17 protein-coding genes, 2 tRNA genes, 1 pseudogene and 1 other annotated feature are annotated in these 19278 nt (G+C 58.0%); of the genes and pseudogenes, 16 read left to right on the top strand and 4 right to left on the bottom strand.

Annotated elements, in window-relative coordinates:
• Nucleotides 1-51 precede the first annotated feature (51 nt).
• Nucleotides 52-768, top strand: coding sequence for a UTRA domain-containing protein (locus tag DBR00_RS10935; RefSeq protein WP_108489051.1), 717 nt, complete (start codon nucleotides 52-54; stop codon nucleotides 766-768).
• Between the two features lie 95 nt (nucleotides 769-863).
• Here DBR00_RS10935 and DBR00_RS10930 read toward each other — a convergent pair whose 3' ends face one another.
• Together DBR00_RS10930 and DBR00_RS10925 are read right to left on the bottom strand one after the other, a co-directional pair.
• Entirely contained in the window at nucleotides 864-2153 is a 1290-nt protein-coding gene (locus DBR00_RS10930; protein ID WP_108489050.1) for a M18 family aminopeptidase, read from the bottom strand.
• A 72-nt stretch (nucleotides 2154-2225) separates the two neighbouring features.
• On the bottom strand, nucleotides 2226-2936 hold the full coding sequence (locus DBR00_RS10925; protein ID WP_108489049.1) for a 4'-phosphopantetheinyl transferase: 711 nt from the start codon (nucleotides 2934-2936) through the stop codon (nucleotides 2226-2228).
• Between the two features lie 538 nt (nucleotides 2937-3474).
• Here DBR00_RS10925 and DBR00_RS10920 point away from each other — a divergent pair.
• Nucleotides 3475-4083, top strand: a complete 609-nt coding sequence (locus DBR00_RS10920; RefSeq protein WP_108489048.1) for a PA2778 family cysteine peptidase — start codon at nucleotides 3475-3477, stop codon at nucleotides 4081-4083.
• 66 nt (nucleotides 4084-4149) lie between these two features.
• Here DBR00_RS10920 and DBR00_RS10915 read toward each other — a convergent pair whose 3' ends face one another.
• A complete protein-coding gene (locus DBR00_RS10915) occupies nucleotides 4150-5433 on the bottom strand; it encodes an FAD-binding oxidoreductase (RefSeq protein ID WP_108489047.1) in 1284 nt (427 codons plus the stop codon).
• Between the two features lie 185 nt (nucleotides 5434-5618).
• Here DBR00_RS10915 and DBR00_RS10910 point away from each other — a divergent pair.
• The 10 genes from DBR00_RS10910 to DBR00_RS10865 all read left to right on the top strand — a co-directional run bounded on the left by DBR00_RS10910 (nucleotide 5619) and on the right by DBR00_RS10865 (nucleotide 13385).
• Nucleotides 5619-5695, top strand: a tRNA-Val gene (locus DBR00_RS10910).
• A gap of 241 nt (nucleotides 5696-5936) precedes the next feature.
• Nucleotides 5937-7859, top strand: a complete 1923-nt coding sequence (gene thrS, locus DBR00_RS10905) for a threonine--tRNA ligase (protein WP_108489046.1) — start codon at nucleotides 5937-5939, stop codon at nucleotides 7857-7859.
• On the top strand, nucleotides 7859-8410 hold the full coding sequence (gene infC / locus DBR00_RS10900) for a translation initiation factor IF-3 (protein ID WP_177479970.1): 552 nt from the start codon (nucleotides 7859-7861) through the stop codon (nucleotides 8408-8410). Before thrS ends, infC begins: the two co-directional genes overlap by 1 nt.
• A gap of 60 nt (nucleotides 8411-8470) precedes the next feature.
• Complete coding sequence (rpmI, locus tag DBR00_RS10895) at nucleotides 8471-8665, top strand: 50S ribosomal protein L35 (protein ID WP_079202156.1); 195 nt, start codon at nucleotides 8471-8473, stop codon at nucleotides 8663-8665.
• Nucleotides 8666-8690: 25 nt separating this feature from the next.
• Nucleotides 8691-9047 carry a 50S ribosomal protein L20 gene (rplT, locus tag DBR00_RS10890; protein WP_040069108.1) on the top strand — a complete coding sequence of 119 codons (357 nt, stop codon included), beginning with the start codon at nucleotides 8691-8693 and terminating at the stop codon, nucleotides 9045-9047.
• Nucleotides 9048-9142: 95 nt separating this feature from the next.
• Complete coding sequence (gene pheS / locus DBR00_RS10885; protein WP_108489044.1) at nucleotides 9143-10159, top strand: phenylalanine--tRNA ligase subunit alpha; 1017 nt, start codon at nucleotides 9143-9145, stop codon at nucleotides 10157-10159.
• A 45-nt stretch (nucleotides 10160-10204) separates the two neighbouring features.
• Nucleotides 10205-12583: a phenylalanine--tRNA ligase subunit beta gene (gene pheT, locus DBR00_RS10880; protein ID WP_108489043.1), complete on the top strand. Its 2379-nt coding sequence runs from the start codon at nucleotides 10205-10207 to the stop codon at nucleotides 12581-12583.
• 3 nt (nucleotides 12584-12586) lie between these two features.
• Complete coding sequence (gene ihfA, locus DBR00_RS10875) at nucleotides 12587-12889, top strand: integration host factor subunit alpha (protein WP_003243414.1); 303 nt, start codon at nucleotides 12587-12589, stop codon at nucleotides 12887-12889.
• A complete protein-coding gene (locus DBR00_RS10870) occupies nucleotides 12870-13226 on the top strand; it encodes a MerR family transcriptional regulator (protein ID WP_108489042.1) in 357 nt (118 codons plus the stop codon). The genes ihfA and DBR00_RS10870 overlap by 20 nt, the downstream gene beginning before the upstream one ends.
• A gap of 82 nt (nucleotides 13227-13308) precedes the next feature.
• Nucleotides 13309-13385 (top strand) — tRNA-Pro (locus DBR00_RS10865).
• A gap of 118 nt (nucleotides 13386-13503) precedes the next feature.
• Here the strand turns inward: DBR00_RS10865 and DBR00_RS10860 are convergent.
• A pseudogene (locus DBR00_RS10860) lies at nucleotides 13504-14417 on the bottom strand (IS3 family transposase); the annotation flags it as partial.
• Nucleotides 14023-14139, bottom strand: a sequence feature (AL1L pseudoknot). (Overlaps the previous pseudogene by 117 nt.)
• Before the next feature lie 188 nt (nucleotides 14418-14605).
• On the opposite strand from DBR00_RS10860, the gene DBR00_RS10855 reads away from it, so the two are divergent.
• The 4 genes from DBR00_RS10855 to DBR00_RS20800 form a co-directional block, all read left to right on the top strand.
• Nucleotides 14606-15133 (top strand): sigma-70 family RNA polymerase sigma factor, encoded by a 528-nt coding sequence (locus DBR00_RS10855; RefSeq protein WP_108490658.1) that lies wholly within the window; start codon nucleotides 14606-14608, stop codon nucleotides 15131-15133.
• Between the two features lie 33 nt (nucleotides 15134-15166).
• Nucleotides 15167-16858 (top strand): multidrug ABC transporter permease/ATP-binding protein, encoded by a 1692-nt coding sequence (locus tag DBR00_RS10850; RefSeq protein ID WP_108490659.1) that lies wholly within the window; start codon nucleotides 15167-15169, stop codon nucleotides 16856-16858.
• 128 nt (nucleotides 16859-16986) lie between these two features.
• Nucleotides 16987-17190, top strand: a complete 204-nt coding sequence (locus DBR00_RS10845; protein ID WP_108490660.1) for an MbtH family NRPS accessory protein — start codon at nucleotides 16987-16989, stop codon at nucleotides 17188-17190.
• 386 nt (nucleotides 17191-17576) lie between these two features.
• On the top strand, nucleotides 17577-19278 hold a 1702-nt coding region (locus tag DBR00_RS20800; RefSeq protein WP_218276614.1), incomplete at its 3' end, for a condensation domain-containing protein.

Raw genomic sequence — 19278 nt, 5'->3', positions numbered from 1 at the left:
AGGTTTATGCCCTCAAATGGGGCTGGACTAGTCCAATTTTCGGAGGTCTTGATGCGCGATGAAGCGCCGCGGGCAGTCACTGCTATATGTCGGGCATTGGAAGAACAGATCGAGCACGGTCTGTTGCCGTCGGGAAGTCAGTTGCCGGCCGAGCGCAAGCTCAGCGAGGTGTTCGATACCACGCGGATTACCCTGCGTGAGGCGCTAGGACAACTCGAAGCTCAGGGACTGATCTACCGTGAGGAGCGTCGCGGCTGGTTTGTTTCGCCTCCGCGCGTGGCTTACAACCCATTAGTACGCAGCCACTTCCATGCCATGGTCGGCGAGCAGGGCCGGGTGCCGGCCACCGAAGTGTTGAGTGCCAAACTGATTCCCGCCAGTGCGGAAATCTGCCAACTGTTGGCTCTGCCGGCGTTGTCCAGCGTCTACCAGATCCGTCGTGCACGGCGCATTGATGGGCGGTTGGTGCTGTATGTCGAGCACTACCTCAATCCCAATTATTTCGCTGGCATTCTGGATTTCGACCTGACCCGCTCGCTGACCGAGTTGTACGCCAGCGAATACGATATCCATTACGGCCGGGTGCGTTTCGATATGGTGCCCACGGCGTTGCACAGTGAAGCCGCGTCGGCGTTGAAGGTGGCGGTGGGCAGCCCGGCGCTGCGGATTGTGCGGATCAATCGCGATCAGCATGGCCGGTTGATCGATTGTGATCTGGAGTTCTGGCGCCATGACGCTCTGCATGTGAGCGTCGAGGTGCCGGAGTAGCAGGGCTACGCATCGCGCTTTGGTAGGGTGGACATGCGAAGCGTTGTCCACCGCGGCGGATAAACCTCTGGCATGTCCGCTCTACGGGGCGGCTGTCAGGGCAGCTCAGCACTGGCGTAAAACGCCGTCAACACTTTCACCAGATGCGCCAAATCATGGCTGCCGGCCAGTTCGCGGATCGAGTGCATGGCGAAGGTCGGCAGGCCAATGTCCACGGTGCGTACGCCCAGTTGGCTGGCGGTGATCGGGCCGATGGTCGAGCCGCAACCCATATCGCTGCGGGTGACGAAACTCTGTACCGGCACTTCGTTTTCCAGGCACAGGTGGCGGAAGAATCCAGCGGTTTCGCTGTTGGTGGCATAGCGCTGGTTGCTGTTGATCTTGATCACCGGCCCGGCGTTGAGCTTGGGGCCATGGTTCTGGTCATGCTTGTCGGCGTAGTTGGGGTGCACGCCGTGGGCGTTATCGGCCGATACCAACAGCGAGCGCTGGATGGTTCGGACGAAGGCATCGCCATCTGGCAACACGCGGTGCAATACCTGTTCGAGCATCGGGCCGTCGGCACCGCAGGCCGAGCAGGAGCCGACTTCTTCATGGTCGGTGCACACCAGCACGCAGCTTTCATCATCCGGCGCAGCCAGCAGTGCCTGCAGCCCGGCGTAACAGGACAACAGGTTGTCCAGCCGCGCGCCGGCGATAAAGTCGCCATTCAGGCCAATCACTGCAGCGCTCTGGGTGTCGTAGAAACTCAGCTCGTAATCGAGTACCGCATCGGCACTGAAATCGTGTTCACGGGCTAGCTGGTCGGTGATCAGCGCGCGGAAATCCGCTGTTTCACTGCCTGCGACCTGGGCGAGAATTGGCGGCAGTTCGTTTTGTGCGTTGATGGCCCAGCCCTGGTTTGCTTCACGGTTGAGGTGGATGGCCAGGTTGGGGATCACCGCAATTGGGTTCTGGAAATCGATCAGTTGGCTTTCTACCTTGCCGTCGCGGCGGTAGGTCACCCGGCCGGCCAGCGACAGGTCGCGGTCGAACCAGGGCGCCAGCAATGCGCCCCCATAGACCTCGACGCCGAGTTGGAAAAAGCCCTGGCGCTGCAGCTCCGGTTGCGGTTTGACGCGCAGGCACGGGCTGTCGGTGTGCGCGCCGACCAGGCGAATACCGCCTTCCAGTGGCGCGCGTTTGCCAAGCTTGAAGGCGATGATCGAGGAGTCGTTGCGCGTTACGTAATAGCGACCACCAGCCTCGGTGTGCCAGCTGGCACGCTCATCCAGACGCTGAAAACCGCCTGCTTCGAGGCGCAGAGCCAAGCTGGCCGTGGCATGGAACGGGGTAGGCGAGGCCTTGAGAAATTCGATCAGGCCTTGGTTCAAATCTTCGCGCATAGGGCACTCCGGGCGGCAATCGGCCGAGTTTAGCGGATTTGCCTCAGGCTTTGGGTGGCGGCGCTCGACTGATCAGCGTGGAATGCTGACCAGGCTGAGCAGGTAGCCGTCGAACTCAGTAAACTGGCCTTCAAGCTCACTGCCGGCCGGCCAGTCGGTATGCAGGTCGATCAACAGGCGCATGCGCACTCTATTCTCGGCGTCGACGCTGAGTAGTTCGGCGTCCTGAAAGTAGAAATGACGCAGCACCTGGGGATAGAGCGCCTTGAATAGGCTCTCCTTGAGCGAGAAGGTCAGGCTAATGCGCTGGGCGCGTTGTTCTGTGGGCAGGCTGTTCAGACTGGCCAGTTCGTTCGGGGTGAGGATTTCCCCTGCCAACCGTTCAGCGCGGCTTGCAGGCATGATCAGCTCGATATCCAGGCCGAGGCCGCGCCAATCCGCGCTGTTGCCCACCACTGCGCCGGCCCAGCCACTGCCGTGAGTGATTGAGCCAAGAGTACCTGTCGGCCATTGCGGCGCACGGTCTTCGCCGCTGCCTGGAACTGCCGGTAACCCGGTGAGCTGGTTAAGTGCTGCGCGGGCGCACAAGCGGCCGGCGAGATATTCGGTCTGACGCTTGGCAATGCCTGATACCGGCGTAATGGCGCAGCGCCGGAAGTCCTCGTTGCGCAGTTGGGCGGGGTCAAAGCGGGTGCTGTACAGCTGCAGTGACGGTAATGTGTGAGGCAGTGGCCAGTGGGCGCTGAGCGAGGTGCAGCAGGCGGGTAGAAAGTCTGTAGTCATGGCGCATTCTGCCGTGTACGCGCTGCATCGGCCAGCAGGCGGTGTTGTTTACAATTCTTTGCAATGCGACAACAAAGCTAAACGAAGCGGTTGAGGTTTTTTTGTCACACTGGGACATGCGTTTCTTTGGAGACGCAGGTGAGGTTGTAGCCAGTGCATGCGTGAGGCTTGTGCCGGCATTTCTCTGAAATTGAGTGCGGGAGCCCGTTTGGGCTCCCGTTTTTTTTGCCTGCTCTTTTTGTTGTGGCCATGAAGCTCGAAATGGCAGGAGGGCTTGAAGCCGCAAAGAGGAGTTGCGCTAATGTTGCAGTGCGCATCGAGATTTATTAACGCGCTTGGTATTAGGCTCTGCATGTGTGGGCAATCGATTGTCTGTGGACAGGCTTACTCTTTACCTATTGGGTCGCTTGGGCAGGACCGTTATCCTCTGTGTCTTGATCAAGTCAGTAGGTGAGTGATGTTTTCATCTGTAAGCGTCTTTAAGCTGTTGCCCTTTACGTTGTGTTTACTGCTTTGCGCATGTGTTGGCGGTCCTGCGTTGTCGCCTGAGACCAAGCGCTTACCTGAGCGTGTGGAGTTGGCCGATGTCCCATTCTTCCAGCTCAGTGATGCGCAAGGCGGGCCGTCGGCATTGGCAGCTTTGCTGAACCACTATGGTGTGATCAGCAGCCCGGGGTTGGTGGATGAGCGCATTGCGCAGCTGGCCAAGGGGCAGAGTCCGCAAGCTGGGCTGGAGAAAGTAGCGCGCTCATACGACCTGCTGGTTTACCCCTTGCCAGGTAATCTGGACGCCCTGTTGCAGCAAGTGTCTGCCGGGCATCCGGTGCTGTTGATGCAGGACCGCATGTTTGCTGGCCCCGGTTCGCAGTTCGCGGTGTTGGTGGGGTATGACCAGCGTGAGCGGACGCTGGTATTGCGCTCTGGTAATAATCGGCGCTGGTACACCAGCTTCGCCCGTTTTGATGATGCCTGGGGCGAGGCGGGACGTTGGGCCGTGTTGGTTCAGCCGGCCAGCCAATTGCCAGCGCAGCCTGTCGAGCAGGTCTGGCTGCAGGCGGCGCGCCAGCTGCAGCAGCAAGGTCGTAACGAGGCTGCGCAGCGGGCACTGCGTGCGGCGCGTCAGGTTTGGCCGGATGCGGCGCTGTAGCGCTGATGGTAGGAGGTAACACGCAAAACGGCACCTGAGGGTGCCGTTTGGGTTGTTGTAGGTGGGTTAGATGCCTAGCTTGTCGCGCAGGGTGTAGTACCAAGCACCCAGGGCGCTGAATGGCACCTGGAACAGGCGGCCGCCAGGGAAGGGGTAGTGTGGCAGATCGGCGAATGCGTCGAAACGTTCGGCCTGTCCGCGTAGGGCCTCAGCCAGTACACGGCCAGCCAAGTGGGTGTAAGTCACACCGTGGCCGCTACAACCTTGCGAGTAATAGATGTTATCGCCCAGGCGGCCAACCTGCGGTAGGCGCGACAGGGTCAGCAGGAAGTTGCCGGTCCAGGCGTAGTCGATCTTCACATCTTTCAACTGTGGGAAAGCTTTGAGCATCTTCGGCCGGATGATGGCCTCAATGTTCGCCGGGTCGCGGGCGCCGTAGACCACGCCGCCGCCGAAAATCAGGCGCTTATCGCTGGTCAGGCGGTAGTAGTCGAGCAGGTAATTGCAGTCTTCCACACAGTAGTCCTGCGGCAGCAGGCTTTTCGCCAGTTCAGCGGACAGCGGCTCGGTGGTGATCACCTGGGTGCCACATGGCATCGACTTGGCCGACAGTTCGGGGATCAAGTTGCCCAGGTAGGCGTTGCCGGCGACGACCACGAACTTGGCTTTGATTCGGCCGTTGGGTGTGTGCACGACAGGGTTGGCGCCGCGATCAATGCGGATTGCCGGGGATTGTTCATAGATCACGCCGCCCAGCGACTCAACAGCCGCCGCTTCACCCAGGGCCAGATTGAGTGGGTGTATGTGGCCGCCGCTCATGTCCAGCATGCCGCCCACGTAAACGTCGCTGTCCACCACTTCACGGATGCGCTTGGCGTCCATCAGTTCCAACTGAGTATGGCCGTAGCGTTCCCAGAGCTTTTTCTGCGATTCCAGGTGTTTCATGTGCTTGGGGGTGTTGGCCGCGAAAACGCCGCCGTCCTTCAAGTCGCACTGGATGTTGTATTTAGCAATGCGCTCACGAATGATGCGGCCGCCTTCAAAGGCCATGTCGCCCAGCAGTTTGGCCTGTTTGGGGCCGACGCTGCGTTCGATCACATCAATGTCGCGGCTGTAACTGTTGACGATCTGGCCGCCGTTGCGGCCGGAGGCGCCAAAGCCAACTTTTGCCGCTTCTACAATGCTCACTTTAAAGCCACTTTCCAGCAGGGCGATGGCTGTTGATAGGCCGGTGTAGCCAGCACCGACGATGCACACGTCAGTCTCGACTTCACCATTCAATTCTGGGCGCGGCGGAACCGGATTGGCGGAGGCCGCGTAATAGGATTGTGGATAAGCTGTGTGCGCCATTTTGCAACCTCTGTTCTTTATTTTTTACGAATGGGCGGATGCTACCTGAGTTGAAAATGCTCGGCTAGTGGCCTGTGCGAAATATAAAACGCCGTATAGAACAGTAAAAAATTCAGTTATTCAGGCAGTTAGCGAAAAAATAGGTTGACACTTTTGTTCGCGGCCGTAGAATGCGCACCCATCGTAGGCACGTAGCTCAGTTGGTTAGAGCACCACCTTGACATGGTGGGGGTCGTTGGTTCGAGTCCAATCGTGCCTACCAGATTTGGTAGAAAAAGGGTCGCTTAGGCGGCCCTTTTTTATTGGGTTCTTGCCAGTGAGCCTGGCTTTCTGCAAGCATCCGCGCGGTTAATCGTTGTTTCAAACCTCCAGTGACTCCGGTTTGGTTTTGGTTGGCTGAAAAGCTCCTGCCACTGTATGGCAGGTATACCGCCGAATCGCTTACTGGCTCATCCCAACCCATGTGGCCTTTGGTAGAGGTCACCACTAGGAGAGGAGGCGCCATGCCCATCATTACTCTTCCCGACGGCAGTCAGCGTTCGTTCGATCACCCGGTATCCGTACTCGAGGTGGCGCAATCCATTGGTGCTGGTCTGGCGAAAGCCACATTGGCCGGCAAGGTAAACGGCAAGCTGGTGGATGCTTGTGACCTGATTGAAAGCGACGCCACCTTGCAGATCATTACACCGAAAGACCAGGAGGGGCTCGAAATTATTCGCCATTCCTGTGCGCATTTGATCGGGCATGCTGTCAAGCAGCTGTTCCCGACAGCCAAAATGGTGATCGGCCCGGTCATTGATGAAGGTTTCTACTACGACATCGCCTCCGAGCGTCCCTTTACTCTAGATGATGTGGCGGCAATCGAGCAGCGTATGCAGCAGCTGATCGAGAAGGACTACGACGTCATCAAGAAGGTAACCCCGCGCGCGGAAGTTATTGATGTGTTCGCCGCGCGTGGTGAGGATTACAAGCTGCGTCTGGTGGATGACATGCCGGACGAGCAGGCCATGGGGCTTTACTACCATGAAGAATACGTCGACATGTGCCGTGGTCCGCATGTGCCGAATACGCGTTTCCTTAAGGCGTTCAAGCTGACCAAGCTGTCCGGTGCTTACTGGCGCGGCGATGCCAAGAACGAGCAGCTGCAGCGTGTTTACGGCACGGCCTGGGCTGACAAGAAGCAGTTGGCGGCCTATATCCAGCGCATTGAAGAGGCCGAGAAGCGCGATCACCGCAAGATTGGCAAGCGCCTCGATCTGTTCCATACCCAGGAGGAAGCTCCGGGCATGGTGTTTTGGCATCCCAATGGCTGGACCATCTATCAGGTGCTTGAGCAGTACATGCGCGGCGTGCAGCGCGAGAACGGCTACCAGGAGGTCCGTACGCCGCAGGTGGTCGATCGGGTTTTGTGGGAGAAATCCGGGCACTGGGGTAACTACGCCGACAACATGTTCACTACTGAGTCGGAAAGTCGCGATTACGCGATCAAGCCGATGAACTGTCCATGTCACGTGCAGATTTTCAATCAGGGGTTGAAAAGCTACCGTGAGCTGCCGCTGCGTTTGGCTGAATTCGGCTCTTGCCACCGCAATGAGGCGTCCGGTGCGCTACACGGCATTATGCGTGTGCGCGGCTTTACCCAAGATGATGCGCATATCTTCTGCACTGAAGAGCAAGTCAAGAAAGAGGCGGCTGATTTCATCAAGCTGACCCTTCAGGTTTATTCCGATTTTGGTTTCCGCGACATCAAGATGAAGCTGTCGACCCGCCCGGCCAGGCGCGTGGGTGATGATGCGTTCTGGGATCGTGCGGAAACCGCTCTAGCGGATGCCTTGAATGATGCGGGCCTGCCTTGGGAGTACTTGCCAGGTGAGGGTGCTTTTTATGGTCCGAAAATCGAATTCACCCTGCTTGATTGCTTGGGTCGTGCCTGGCAGTGCGGGACGCTGCAGTACGATCCAAACACGCCGCAGCGCCTAGAGGCGAGCTATGTCTCTGAAGACAACAGCCGCAAAGTGCCCGTGATGTTGCATCGTGCCATTTTGGGGTCGTTCGAGCGCTTTATCGGTATTTTGATCGAGCACTATGAGGGCGCATTCCCGGCTTGGCTTGCGCCGACGCAGGCTGTGGTGATGAATATCACCGACAAGCAAGCTGATTTTGCCCTTGAAGTGGAAAAAACTCTCAATCAAAGCGGTTTTCGTGCCAAGTCCGACTTGAGGAACGAGAAGATAGGCTTTAAAATCCGCGAGCATACTTTGCTCAAGGTTCCTTATCTCTTGGTTATCGGAGATCGGGAAGTTGAGACGCAAACTGTCGCCGTGCGTACCCGTGAAGGTGCTGATCTGGGCTCTATGCCCGTCACTCAATTCGCTGAATTCCTCGCGCAGGCGGTTTCCCGGCGTGGTCGCCAAGATTTGGAGTAATCATTATTAAGCGTGATATGAGACAAGATAAACGAGCTGCACCGAAGGCCCCGATCAACGAGAATATCTCGGCACGCGAGGTTCGGTTAATTGGCGCTGACGGCGAGCAAATTGGCATCGTCTCGATTGATGAAGCGCTTAGGGTTGCTGAAGAATCCAAGCTGGACTTGGTAGAAATTTCAGCTGATGCAGTACCGCCGGTTTGCCGGGTTATGGATTACGGCAAATCGATCTTCGAAAAGAAGAAGCAGATTGCGGCAGCGAAGAAAAATCAGAAGCAGGTCCAGGTTAAAGAAATTAAGTTTCGTCCAGGGACGGAGGAAGGGGATTACCAGGTAAAACTACGCAACCTGGTACGTTTCCTTAGTGATGGGGACAGGGCCAAGGTATCGCTTCGATTCCGCGGTCGTGAGATGGCGCATCAGGAGCTGGGCATGGAGTTGTTGAAGCGGGTTGAAGGTGACCTTGCTGAATATGGCACCGTTGAGCAGCATCCAAAGATGGAAGGACGCCAGCTGATTATGGTCATCGCCCCCAAAAAGAAGAAGTAACCACCAGGGCACGGCAGGCCTTGCGGTTATGTTTATCAACTGAATGCGGAGTATCCGAACATGCCAAAGATGAAAACTAAGAGTGGTGCAGCCAAGCGTTTTCTCAAAACCGCTAATGGCTTCAAGCACAAGCACGCTTTCAAGAGCCACATCCTGACCAAGATGTCCACCAAGCGTAAGCGTCAACTTCGTGGTAGCACCATGGTGCACCCGTCTGACGTAGCAAAAGTGGCGCGCATGCTGCGCGTTCGTTAATCGGTCAAGATAGAGGAAATTACTCATGGCTCGTGTTAAGCGCGGCGTTATCGCTCGTAAGCGTCACAAAAAAATTCTGAAACTCGCTAAAGGCTACTACGGTGCGCGTTCGCGCGTATTCCGCGTTGCCAAGCAGGCTGTGATCAAGGCAGGCCAGTACGCCTACCGCGACCGCCGTCAGAAAAAACGTCAGTTCCGCGCTCTGTGGATCGCTCGTATCAACGCCGGTGCACGTGTTAACGGTCTGTCTTACAGCCGTTTCATTGCTGGCCTGAAAAAAGCGTCCATTGAGATCGACCGTAAGGTTCTGGCTGATCTGGCAGTGAACGAAAAAGCGGCGTTTGCTGCGATTGTCGAGAAAGCGAAAGCCGTACTGGCTTAAGTCCCCGACAATCACCGGGTTCGCCCGGTGCTAAACGTCACCAATAGGGGAAGAGCCTTCAAGCTCTTCCCCTATTTCGTATCTGGAGTCTGTAAATGGAAAATCTGGATGTGCTGGTCTCGCAAGCGCTTGAGGCCGTTAGCCACACCGACGATGTGAATGCCCTTGAGCAACTGCGCGTTCACTATCTGGGCAAGAAGGGCGAGTTGACTCAGGTGATGAAGACCCTGGGCAATCTCTCGGCTGAAGAACGCCCGCAAGCCGGTGCGTTGATCAACGCAGCCAAAGATAGAGTTCAGGATGCTCTGAACAGCAAAAAAGACATGCTGGACCAGGCTGCGCTGAGCGCCAGGCTCGCTGCCGAAAAAATCGACGTCACGTTGCCGGGGCGCGGTCAGGCCTCTGGCGGCCTGCACCCTGTCACGCGCACGCTGGAGCGCGTGGAGCAGTTCTTCACGCGCATTGGTTATGGTATCGCCGAGGGACCTGAGGTCGAAAACGACTATCACAACTTCGAAGCGCTCAATATTCCGGGCCACCACCCGGCACGAGCGATGCACGACACTTTCTATTTCAACGCCAATATGTTGCTGCGCACCCATACCTCTCCGGTTCAGGTGCGTACCATGGAATCGCAGCAGCCGCCGATCCGCATCGTTTGCCCCGGCCGCGTTTATCGCTGCGATTCCGATATCACTCACTCGCCGATGTTCCACCAGGTTGAAGGCTTGCTAGTCGATGAGGGCGTGAGTTTTGCTGACCTCAAGGGCACCATCGAGGAGTTTCTCCGGGTGTTCTTTGAAAAGCCGCTGGGCGTGCGTTTTCGTCCGTCATTCTTCCCTTTTACCGAGCCATCAGCTGAAGTCGATATGCAGTGCGTGATGTGCAGCGGGAAAGGCTGTCGCGTGTGCAAGCAGACTGGCTGGCTTGAAGTCATGGGCTGCGGCATGGTCCATCCGAACGTACTGCGCATGTCGGGTATCGATCCGGAAAAATATTCCGGCTTCGCCTTCGGTATGGGTGTTGAGCGCCTGGCCATGCTGCGTTATGGCGTCAACGATTTACGGCTGTTCTTCGATAACGACCTGCGGTTCCTGGCGCAATTTCGCTAGTGCCCTCGCATTCCGTAATCAAATGGGTTCAGGAGAACAGACAGTATGAAATTCAGTGAACAATGGCTGCGCAGCTGGGTGAACCCCACTGTTTCGCGTGATGAGCTAGTGGCCCGCCTGTCCATGGTTGGTCTTGAAGTGGACGCAGTGACTCCGGTTGCTGGTCTGTTCAGCGGTGTTGTCGTGGGTGAAATTCTCAGCGCCGAGCAGCACCCCGACGCCGATAAACTGCGCGTGTGCCAGGTCAGCAATGGCAGCGCCAGCTTCCAGGTGGTCTGCGGTGCGCCCAATGCCCGCGCCGGTATCAAGATTCCCTTCGCCATGATTGGCGCTGAGTTGCCGGGTGACTTCAAAATCAAGCAGGCCAAACTGCGTGGCGTGGAGTCCCAGGGGATGCTCTGCTCGGCTTCCGAGCTGCAAATCAGTGAAGACAACAGCGGCCTCATGGAGTTGGCGGCTGATGCTCCGATTGGTCAGGATATTCGTGTGTATCTGGGCTTGGACGATGCCAGTGTCGAAATCGGTCTTACCCCCAACCGGGGAGACTGCCTGTCGTTGGCTGGTCTGGCTCGCGAAGTGGGTGCCATCTACGGTGCATCGGTAGCACCCGTCTCGGTTGCTCCGGTTGCCGCAGCTCATGATGAAGTGCGTCCGGTCGAAGTGCTTGCCTCCAAAGCTTGCTCGCGCTACTTGGGTCGCGTTGTTCGCCACGTCGATCTGTCCAAACCTACCCCGTTGTGGATGGTCGAGCGCCTGCGGCGTTCCGATGTTCGTAGCATCGATGCTGCCGTTGACATCACCAATTACGTGATGCTGGAACTCGGTCAGCCGATGCATGCCTTCGACCTCGCTGAGATCAATGGCGGTATCCGCGTGCGCATGGCGGAAGAGGGTGAAAAACTGGTTCTGCTGGATGGCCAGGAAGTCAGCCTGCGTGCCGACACCCTGGTGATAGCTGATCACGAGCGCGCTCTGGCCATCGCCGGCGTGATGGGGGGCGAACATAGCGGTGTGAGCGGTAAAACCGCTGACCTGTTCCTGGAAAGCGCATTCTTCGACACCATCGCTGTGGCTGGTAAGGCGCGCTCCTATGGCTTGCATACCGACTCTTCGCATCGTTTCGAGCGGGGTGTGGACTCGCAGCTGGCGCGTAATGCAATGGAGCGTGCTACTGCGCTGCTGTTGGATATCGTCGGCGGTGAAGCCGGCCCGATCATTGAGGTGACCAGCGCCGAAGATCTGCCGAACGTCGCGCCGATCACTTTACGTGCCGAGCGTATCAGTCAGATGTTGGGCATGGAAATGGATGGCGCCGAGGTCGAGCGTCTTCTTGCCGCGTTGGGGCTGGGCGTAACCGCTCAAGGTGCAGGTCAGTGGCAGGTCAGTGTGCCGAGCCATCGTTTTGACATCAGTCTGGAGGTCGATCTGATCGAAGAGCTGGGGCGTCTGTATGGCTATAACCGCTTACCGGTTCGCTATCCGCAAGCGCGTCTGGCTCCGCAAGCCAAAGCCGAAGCCTCCGTCGAGTTGCCCGCCTTGCGTCGTCTGTTGGTCGCACGCGGTTATCAGGAGGCCATCACTTACAGCTTTATTGATCCCAAGTTGTTTGAGTTGTTCAGCCCCGGCATTCAGCCGTTGTTGCTGGCCAACCCGATTTCCGCCGACATGGCGGCCATGCGTTCCTCGCTATGGCCCGGGTTAGTCAAAGCGCTGCAGCACAACCTCAATCGTCAGCAGGCGCGTGTCCGTCTTTTTGAGAGTGGCCTGCGGTTTGTTGGCCAGCTTGAAGGGTTGAAGCAAGAGCCCATGCTGGCAGGGATTGTGTGCGGCACGCGTTTGCCGGAAGGCTGGGCGCATGCGCGTGATGGCGTAGATTTCTATGATGTTAAGGCGGACGTCGAAGCGTTGCTGGCCAGTGCGGGTGCGGGTGGCAGTTTTGCATTCGTGCCAGGCGAACATGCTGCATTGCATCCAGGGCAGACGGCTCGAATTGAGCGGGAAGGTCGCGTTGTTGGCTTCTTCGGCGCTATCCATCCTGAGCTTGCCAAGGTGCTGGGGTTGGATCAGTCCGTGTTCATGTTCGAACTGGTATTAAGTGAGATCACTCAAGGTGTGATGCCGAAATTCCAGGAGCTGTCCAAGTTCCCTGAAGTGCGGCGCGACCTTGCATTACTGGTTGATCGTGACGTCCCCGCGCAGGATCTGCTCAGCGCTATTCGTGACGCAGCTGGCGAGTGGTTAACTGACCTCAAGCTATTTGACGTGTATCACGGTAAAGGCATTGATCCTCATAGAAAAAGCCTGGCTGTTGGCTTGACCTGGCAACATCCATCGCGCACTCTTAATGACGACGAGGTGAGTACCACAACGCAAAATATTCTCACCTCCCTGGGACAAAGGTTCAACGCCACGTTAAGGAAGTAGCGTATGGGGGCTCTGACGAAAGCTGAGATGGCGGAACGTCTGTATGAAGAGCTGGGCCTGAATAAACGGGAAGCCAAGGAGTTGGTGGAACTGTTCTTTGAAGAAATCCGCCAAGCGCTGGAGCTCAACGAACAGGTCAAGCTCTCGGGGTTCGGTAATTTTGATCTGCGCGATAAGCGTCAGCGCCCCGGTCGCAATCCAAAAACAGGAGAGGAAATCCCGATCACGGCTCGCCGTGTCGTGACTTTCCGTCCAGGCCAGAAACTTAAAGCCAGGGTCGAGGCGTATGCTGGAACCAAGTCATAACGACGAACTGCCCGCGATACCCGGCAAGCGCTACTTCACCATTGGTGAGGTGAGTGAATTGTGTGCTGTCAAACCACATGTCTTGCGTTACTGGGAGCAGGAGTTCCCACAGCTCAATCCAGTTAAGCGGCGTGGTAATAGGCGTTACTACCAGCGTCAGGATGTGCTGATGATTCGTCAGATCCGCGCGCTGTTGTATGATCAGGGCTTCACCATTGGCGGAGCGCGTCAGCGTCTCTCGGGTGATGAGGCAAAAGATGACAACACGCAATACAAACAGCTCATCAAGCAGATGATTGCCGAGCTTGAGGATGTACTGCTAGTGCTTCGCAAATAATGCTACGGAAGTAAAAAAAACTTCCACAATTCAGCAGCTTATTGTAGAGTCCTCACCGCTTCCAGTAACACGGAAGCACAGTCGGGGCGTAGCGCAGCCCGGTAGCGCACTTGCATGGGGTGCAAGGGGTCGAGTGTTCGAATCACTCCGTCCCGACCAAAAACCCTACAAAATCCAGTCACTTAACGGTGACTGGATTTTTTTATGGGCGATGATTTTGGGCGTGGCCCAAAAAGGCCGTTTCTGGTGACCGTTTGTGTTGGGCTGGCTGCCACGCACTGTGATGAATCAGGCCACCCGTGCGATGCGGCTGACGGGCATACAGGGCTTGCTCCAGAGCATCCAGTACGAAGTCCGTCCTCATGCGGGTACTGACTCGCCAGCCGACGATCCGCCGCGCAAACACGTCAATCACAAACGCCACGTACAGCCAGCCCTGCCAGGTCGACACATACGTGAAGTCCGACACCCACCGCTGGTTGGGGCGGTCGGCATGGAACTGGCGTTGCACACGATCCAGCGGGCACAGTACCTTGTCCCCGGCCACCGTTGTCCGCACGACCTGACCGCGCCTGATACCCTGCAATCCGGCTCGACGCATCAGTCGCTCCATCGTGCATCTGGCTGCCTCGATGCCTTCTCGCTGGAGCTGCTTCCAGACCTTCACTGCGCCATAGCACTGCATATTCGCGTCCCATACGCGCTGGATTTCCTTGATCAGCGTGTCATCGCGTCGAGCACGGCAACAGCGCAGTGCCGGGTTGCGCTGCTGCGCCGCGTGTCTGCGGTAACCGGACGGGGCGACCTGCAAGACACGGCAGATCGACTCGACCCCGAGGCGGTTACGATACTGGTCGACAAATGCCCTTAGGACTTGGTGCGGCGGTCGAGCTTCGCCTGGGCAAAATACGCACTGGCCAGGCGCAAAATCTCGTTGGCTTTGCGCAACTCGCGGTTCTCACGCTCCAGAGCCTTGAGGCGCTCGCGCTCCTCGGTGGTCGGTCCGGGACGCTGACCGGTATTGGTCTGGTGACGGCGAATCCAGCCATGCAGGGTTTGCGCGGCACAGCCGATTTTCGGCGCTATGGCCTCGATGGCCGCCCACTCAGAGGGGTAATCGTTCAGATGCTCCAGAACCATGCGCACGGCACGTTCACGGACTTCAGGGGAGTAGGTCGTGGTCTTTTTTATAGCCTCATCTTCTCAAGAGTTGAGGCCTCCACGAAACCCGGGGCGATTCACTGTTCTCTCAGAGGTGGTGCAAATTTCTCGAATACAGGGCTTGTATTGATAATTATTATCATTAACATGCGAGTCACATAGTAGCCGAGGATAGATCGGTGGGGACGTTCTACAGCTTGGGAAAGCAGGCGGCATCTATGACATGGATGGACGCCAACATTCGTACAAAGGAGTTGGAGCTTATCTACTGTGAGCATCGACATATCCTCATTGATGCTGCCCGTGGCGTGCTCGGTTGCAGAGCTCGTGCCGAGGATGTAGTGCAGGATGCCTTTCTTAAACTCTTGGAAAGTGCTGAGCGCAATACCATTGAGGAGCCGCTGCGCTACCTTTTCCGTATGGTGCGAAATTTGTCTATTGATCGTTTGCGCCGCTTGGCTCTGGAGGGGCGCTACAGCAATGACGAGGACTCTTTGGATGCACTGCTGGTACCGCAATCCGGTACAGAGCAGCAAGCCATCGGTCAATTGCAGTGGCAGCGCTTGCAACGGGTGCTGGACGAACTTCCGGAGCGCACCCGAGCTGTGTTCACAATGAGCCAATTGGAGGGCTACAGTCAGCGCGAAGTAGCTACTTTCTTAAGCGCCTCGCCGACCCTGGTGCATTTTCTCCTGCGTGACGCCCTTGATCATTGCCGCAGTCGCCTTGAGCCCTCCGCGACATGACGCGTGTTTATTTTTCACTCCGGACCTGACCCTATGAAACTGCTCCAACTACTGTTCCGTGATAATCGCCTGCCATTAGTTGGCATCATGTTGCTCAGTCTGTGCAGCGCCGTTCTTAGTGTTGGCGTAATTGCTTTTATCAACTTGCGCCTTATCGGGGTCAAAGATGACTTGGGACTGACACTTATAAGTTTTATTGGATTACTGACACTGCTGCTGGCTTGCGCGGGTGGAGGGCAGGTGGCCTTGCACAGGCTCGGGCATCATTTCGTGTATCGCCTGCGTCGCAACCTGGTGCGTCGAGTTCTGGATACTGATATCGAGCGACTGGAGCAAATCGGTGGTGCACGGATTCTCGCTAGCCTATCGAGCGATATCCGTAACATCACCATCGCCTTTGTGCATATGCCGGAGCTGGTCTATGGCCTGATCCTTAGCATCGCTGCATTCGGCTACTTGGCCTGGCTGTCGCCTGCGCTGTTCGGTATCACCGCCGTCTGGCTGGGTTTAACCCTTCTGGTGGGCTGGTTCTTCGTCGGCAAGGTCAATAAGCACATACGGCTATTACGCGAGGCCGAAGATCATCTGTACCAGGATTACCAGGCGATTATTGATGGTCGCAAAGAGTTGGCCTTGAACCGAGATCGCGCGCGCCTACTGTTCGACGAGGAGTTTGATCGCGACGCCCAGGTCTATCGCGACAATGTCACCCGTGCGGATATCTTCAACGGCCTTGCGGGTAACTGGGCCAATTGCATGGTGCTTGGCAGCATTGGACTGGTGTTCTTCTGTGCCAGCGGTCTGGGCTGGGCCGAAGCCAGCGTCGCGGCCACCTTTGCCCTGACTGTGCTGTTTCTGCGCGCTCCCATGGTCGCGGCCGTGGCGGCGCTGCCCAGCCTGCTGGCCGCGCGCATCTCACTTGGTAAGCTCGAGTCTCTGGAATTGGCTGCCGAAACTTCGGAGATAGCCAGGCTACCGAGTCCGGCCCACTGGCAATGCCTCCAGTTGGCGGGTGTTGAGTATCGCTATCCGGGTGATGGTGGTGAAGCAGGCTTCGATGTGGGTCCCATTGATCTGCAGTTGTATCGCGGCGAGTTGGTGTTCTTGGTCGGCGGCAATGGCAGCGGAAAATCGACGTTGGCTCGCCTGTTGACGGGGCTGCACCGGCCGAGTGCCGGGGAGATTCGTCTCGACGGTCAGCCAGTGCAGGCTGAACAGTGGCAGGCCTATCGCCAGTTGTTCGCTAGCGTGTTCACTGATTTTCATCTGTTCTCACGCCTGCTTGGGCCGCTCGGTCAGGAGGTGGATGAGTCTCTGGTGGGGCGCTGGCTGGATCAATTACGACTGCGCCGCAAGATACGCTTCTCTGCCGGCCGGTTAGCCGGTACGCGTTTCTCCCAAGGCCAACGCAAGCGCCTGGCCCTTCTTCTGGCAATGCTGGAGGATCGAGATATTCTGATCCTCGACGAATGGGCGGCTGACCAGGATCCGTTGTTCCGTCGCCTGTTTTACCGCGAGTTACTGCCGCAACTTAAAGCGGCCGGTAAGACAATCATTGCCATCACCCATGACGACCATTACTTCGACCAGGCCGACCGACTCCTCAAAATGGATGGCGGCCGCTTGTACGAGCTCAGCGGCCAGGCCCGCGAACGTGCCACGCGCGATGCGGTCATGGAGATAGCTGATCGCGCAAATGCCGAAGTAGTCGGCGCCCCCCTATGAGTTGAAGTTTAAAGCGCCTTCGGGCGAGAGCTTCGCTCGTCCGTAATTTGCAGTTAAATAAAAACTATTAGCAACCTTATTCGTCTTTAAGGCGAGCCAATTCGATTGGCATATGCGAGGTACTGAGAATGAGCCTGGATAATCCGCAAACTACCTTCCTGGTGGTTATCAATGACCAACAGCAATACGCCATTTGGCCAGCCTACAAAGCAGTCCCCGCTGGCTGGCAGGATGCGGGTGTGCGCGGCGACAAGCCTACCTGTTTAGCGCATATCGCCAGCGTTTGGACTGACATGCGCCCGCGCAGCCTACGTGAGGCGATGGATGTTTAATGCTGCTGCTCTGCCAAGTTCAAGTAGTGCCAGGGTCCACTTACAAATCGGTGGAGCGCCTCACTGAAGCTTGGCGTTTTCGCGGCGTGTTACGCCACGACTTCGACTTGCCCGTGGCTCAGTGCCATCCGTGTCGAGAGAGGCTGTCGAGCGTTTGCGTGTAGTGGGCGCGCCGGACTTCAGCCTGAACGAAAGTCCTGTGCGCCTGGAGGCGTGAAAGTCGCCGTGCTTTCACTCTGGAGTGGCTGGAAGGCGATCACGCCTACCTACGGCTTCAGGAAGACGAGTGGCTATCCCTGATCGAATTCCATGCCTTGCGCCTGTTGCAGCGCGAGGCGGCCGGTGCGCCCCTGAGCGCCTAGGCCAATGCCTGCGAGGTAGTGTTGATGAACGCGCAAACCGAGTGCCAGCCCGTTGCTGCCCTGCAATGGGCTCCGCTGTCCTTCGCCCAGCAGCGGCTGTGGTTCTTCAGCCGCCTGGAAAGCGGCAGCACCGCCTACAACATTGGCGGCCTGCTGCGCTTCGAGGGGACCCTGGATCTGGATAGCCTGTGTCATGGACTGGATCAGGTCTACGCTCGCCATGCGGCACTGCGCATCGTGTTCCGCGAGCAGGATGGCCTGGCCCAGCAAGCCGTGCTGCCTCCCGGCTCGATGCCGCTGGAGATCATCGAACTGGAAGGCGGCGACGATCACCTTGAGGCTTTGGCGCGTGCTTTCATCGAGGCCGAGTACGATCTGACCCGGGGGCCGCTGGTGCGCTGCACCCTGTATTGCCTCGGCAAGAGCAGCCACGCCTTGGCGGTGGGCATGCACCACATCATCTCCGACGCCTGGTCGGTGCGGGTGATGGTCGAGGAAATGGCCGAGTTCTATCGTGCCCGCCTGCAGAATCGCCAGCCGGTCATGACGCCGCAACCCGTGCAATACAGCGAGTATGTCGTGGGCCAGCGCGACTGGCTCGATAGCGAGGCGGGCACCCGGCAGATGGCCTTCTGGCGCGAGCGCCTGGGCAGCGAGCAGCCGCCGCTGAGCTTGACTCCGGACTTCCCGCATAGCGCCCAGGCCGCGCGTCGTGCCGCCTACCGCACGCTGCAGGTGGAGCCAGCTCTGGTGGAGCGTCTCAGCGACCTGGCCAAGGCCAATGGCGCGACTCTGTTCACTGTGCTGCTGGCGGCCCTGCAGCTGCAGTTGGCGCGCCTGTCCGGCCAGCGTGAAGTGCGCATCGGCGTGCCAGTGGCCGGCCGTGCCAAGGGTTTCGAGCGCCTGCTTGGTTTCTTCGTCAACACCTTGGTGCTCAAGGCCGAACCACGTCCTGAGCAGTCGGTAACGGACTGGCTGAGTCAGGTCCGCGTCGGCTTGAAGCAAGCTCAGGCCAACCAGGAAATGCCTTTCGAGCGCCTGGTGGAAGAACTGGCGCCGAGCCGTAGTCTGGGCCAGCAGCCGCTGTTCCAGGTGGCGTTCAACTACCGGCGCCAGCACCCGCTGGCAGCCAACTGGCTGCCGGGCATCGAGACCGCGCTGGACGAGGTGCCGTCCAGCCAGATTCCTTTCGACCTGGCCCTGGACGCGGTGCGCGACAAGGGCGACCAGCTGTCGATCAACTTCGCCTACGCCGCCGACCTGTTCGCCGAAAGCAGCATCGAACGCCTAATCGCCGGCTTCCTCGAAGTGCTCGATGGTTTCGCCAGTGCGCCGCAGGCGGCGCTGGGCGAGCTTGAGCTGGTCAGCAGGGGTGAGCGCCGCTTGCTGGCCGAGTGGAACATGTCGCGGCAGAGCTTCGATGCTTCGCGTCTGTTGCCTGAATTGATCGCCGAGCAGGCGCGTCTGCGCCCCGAAGCCATCGCCCTGGTGCATGGCGGCGAGCGGATTGCCTTTGCCGAGCTGGAGGCGCGCTCCAACCAACTGGCCAATCTGCTGGTTTCCCACGGCGTACAGCCGGAGTCCCGTGTCGGCGTCTCGCTGGAGCGCGGTAATGCGATGATCGTGGCGATGCTGGCGGTGCTGAAGGCCGGCGGCGCTTTTGTGCCGCTGGACCCTGACTATCCGCGTGAGCGCCTCAGCTACATGGTCGAGGATTCGGGGCTGA

Source organism: Pseudomonas sp. HMWF032 (assembly GCF_003060885.1).
GTDB lineage: Bacteria > Pseudomonadota > Gammaproteobacteria > Pseudomonadales > Pseudomonadaceae > Aquipseudomonas.
This window is presented reverse-complemented; position numbering and strand designations above follow the sequence as displayed.

Excerpts from the sequence above, each read along its gene's own strand:
- DBR00_RS10935 (WP_108489051.1), top strand. The coding sequence starts at position 52 with ATGCGCGATGAAGCGCCGCGGGCAGTCACTGCTATATGTCGGGCATTG.
- DBR00_RS10845 (WP_108490660.1), top strand. The coding sequence starts at position 16,987 with ATGAGCCTGGATAATCCGCAAACTACCTTCCTGGTGGTTATCAATGAC.
- DBR00_RS10930 (WP_108489050.1), bottom strand. The coding sequence starts at position 2,153 with ATGCGCGAAGATTTGAACCAAGGCCTGATCGAATTTCTCAAGGCCTCG.
- pheT (WP_108489043.1), top strand. The coding sequence starts at position 10,205 with ATGAAATTCAGTGAACAATGGCTGCGCAGCTGGGTGAACCCCACTGTT.
- DBR00_RS10870 (WP_108489042.1), top strand. The coding sequence starts at position 12,870 with ATGCTGGAACCAAGTCATAACGACGAACTGCCCGCGATACCCGGCAAG.
- DBR00_RS10855 (WP_108490658.1), top strand. The coding sequence starts at position 14,606 with ATGACATGGATGGACGCCAACATTCGTACAAAGGAGTTGGAGCTTATC.
- ihfA (WP_003243414.1), top strand. The coding sequence starts at position 12,587 with ATGGGGGCTCTGACGAAAGCTGAGATGGCGGAACGTCTGTATGAAGAG.
- rplT (WP_040069108.1), top strand. The coding sequence starts at position 8,691 with ATGGCTCGTGTTAAGCGCGGCGTTATCGCTCGTAAGCGTCACAAAAAA.
- thrS (WP_108489046.1), top strand. The coding sequence starts at position 5,937 with ATGCCCATCATTACTCTTCCCGACGGCAGTCAGCGTTCGTTCGATCAC.
- DBR00_RS10925 (WP_108489049.1), bottom strand. The coding sequence starts at position 2,936 with ATGACTACAGACTTTCTACCCGCCTGCTGCACCTCGCTCAGCGCCCAC.
- pheS (WP_108489044.1), top strand. The coding sequence starts at position 9,143 with ATGGAAAATCTGGATGTGCTGGTCTCGCAAGCGCTTGAGGCCGTTAGC.
- DBR00_RS10915 (WP_108489047.1), bottom strand. The coding sequence starts at position 5,433 with ATGGCGCACACAGCTTATCCACAATCCTATTACGCGGCCTCCGCCAAT.
- DBR00_RS10850 (WP_108490659.1), top strand. The coding sequence starts at position 15,167 with ATGAAACTGCTCCAACTACTGTTCCGTGATAATCGCCTGCCATTAGTT.
- rpmI (WP_079202156.1), top strand. The coding sequence starts at position 8,471 with ATGCCAAAGATGAAAACTAAGAGTGGTGCAGCCAAGCGTTTTCTCAAA.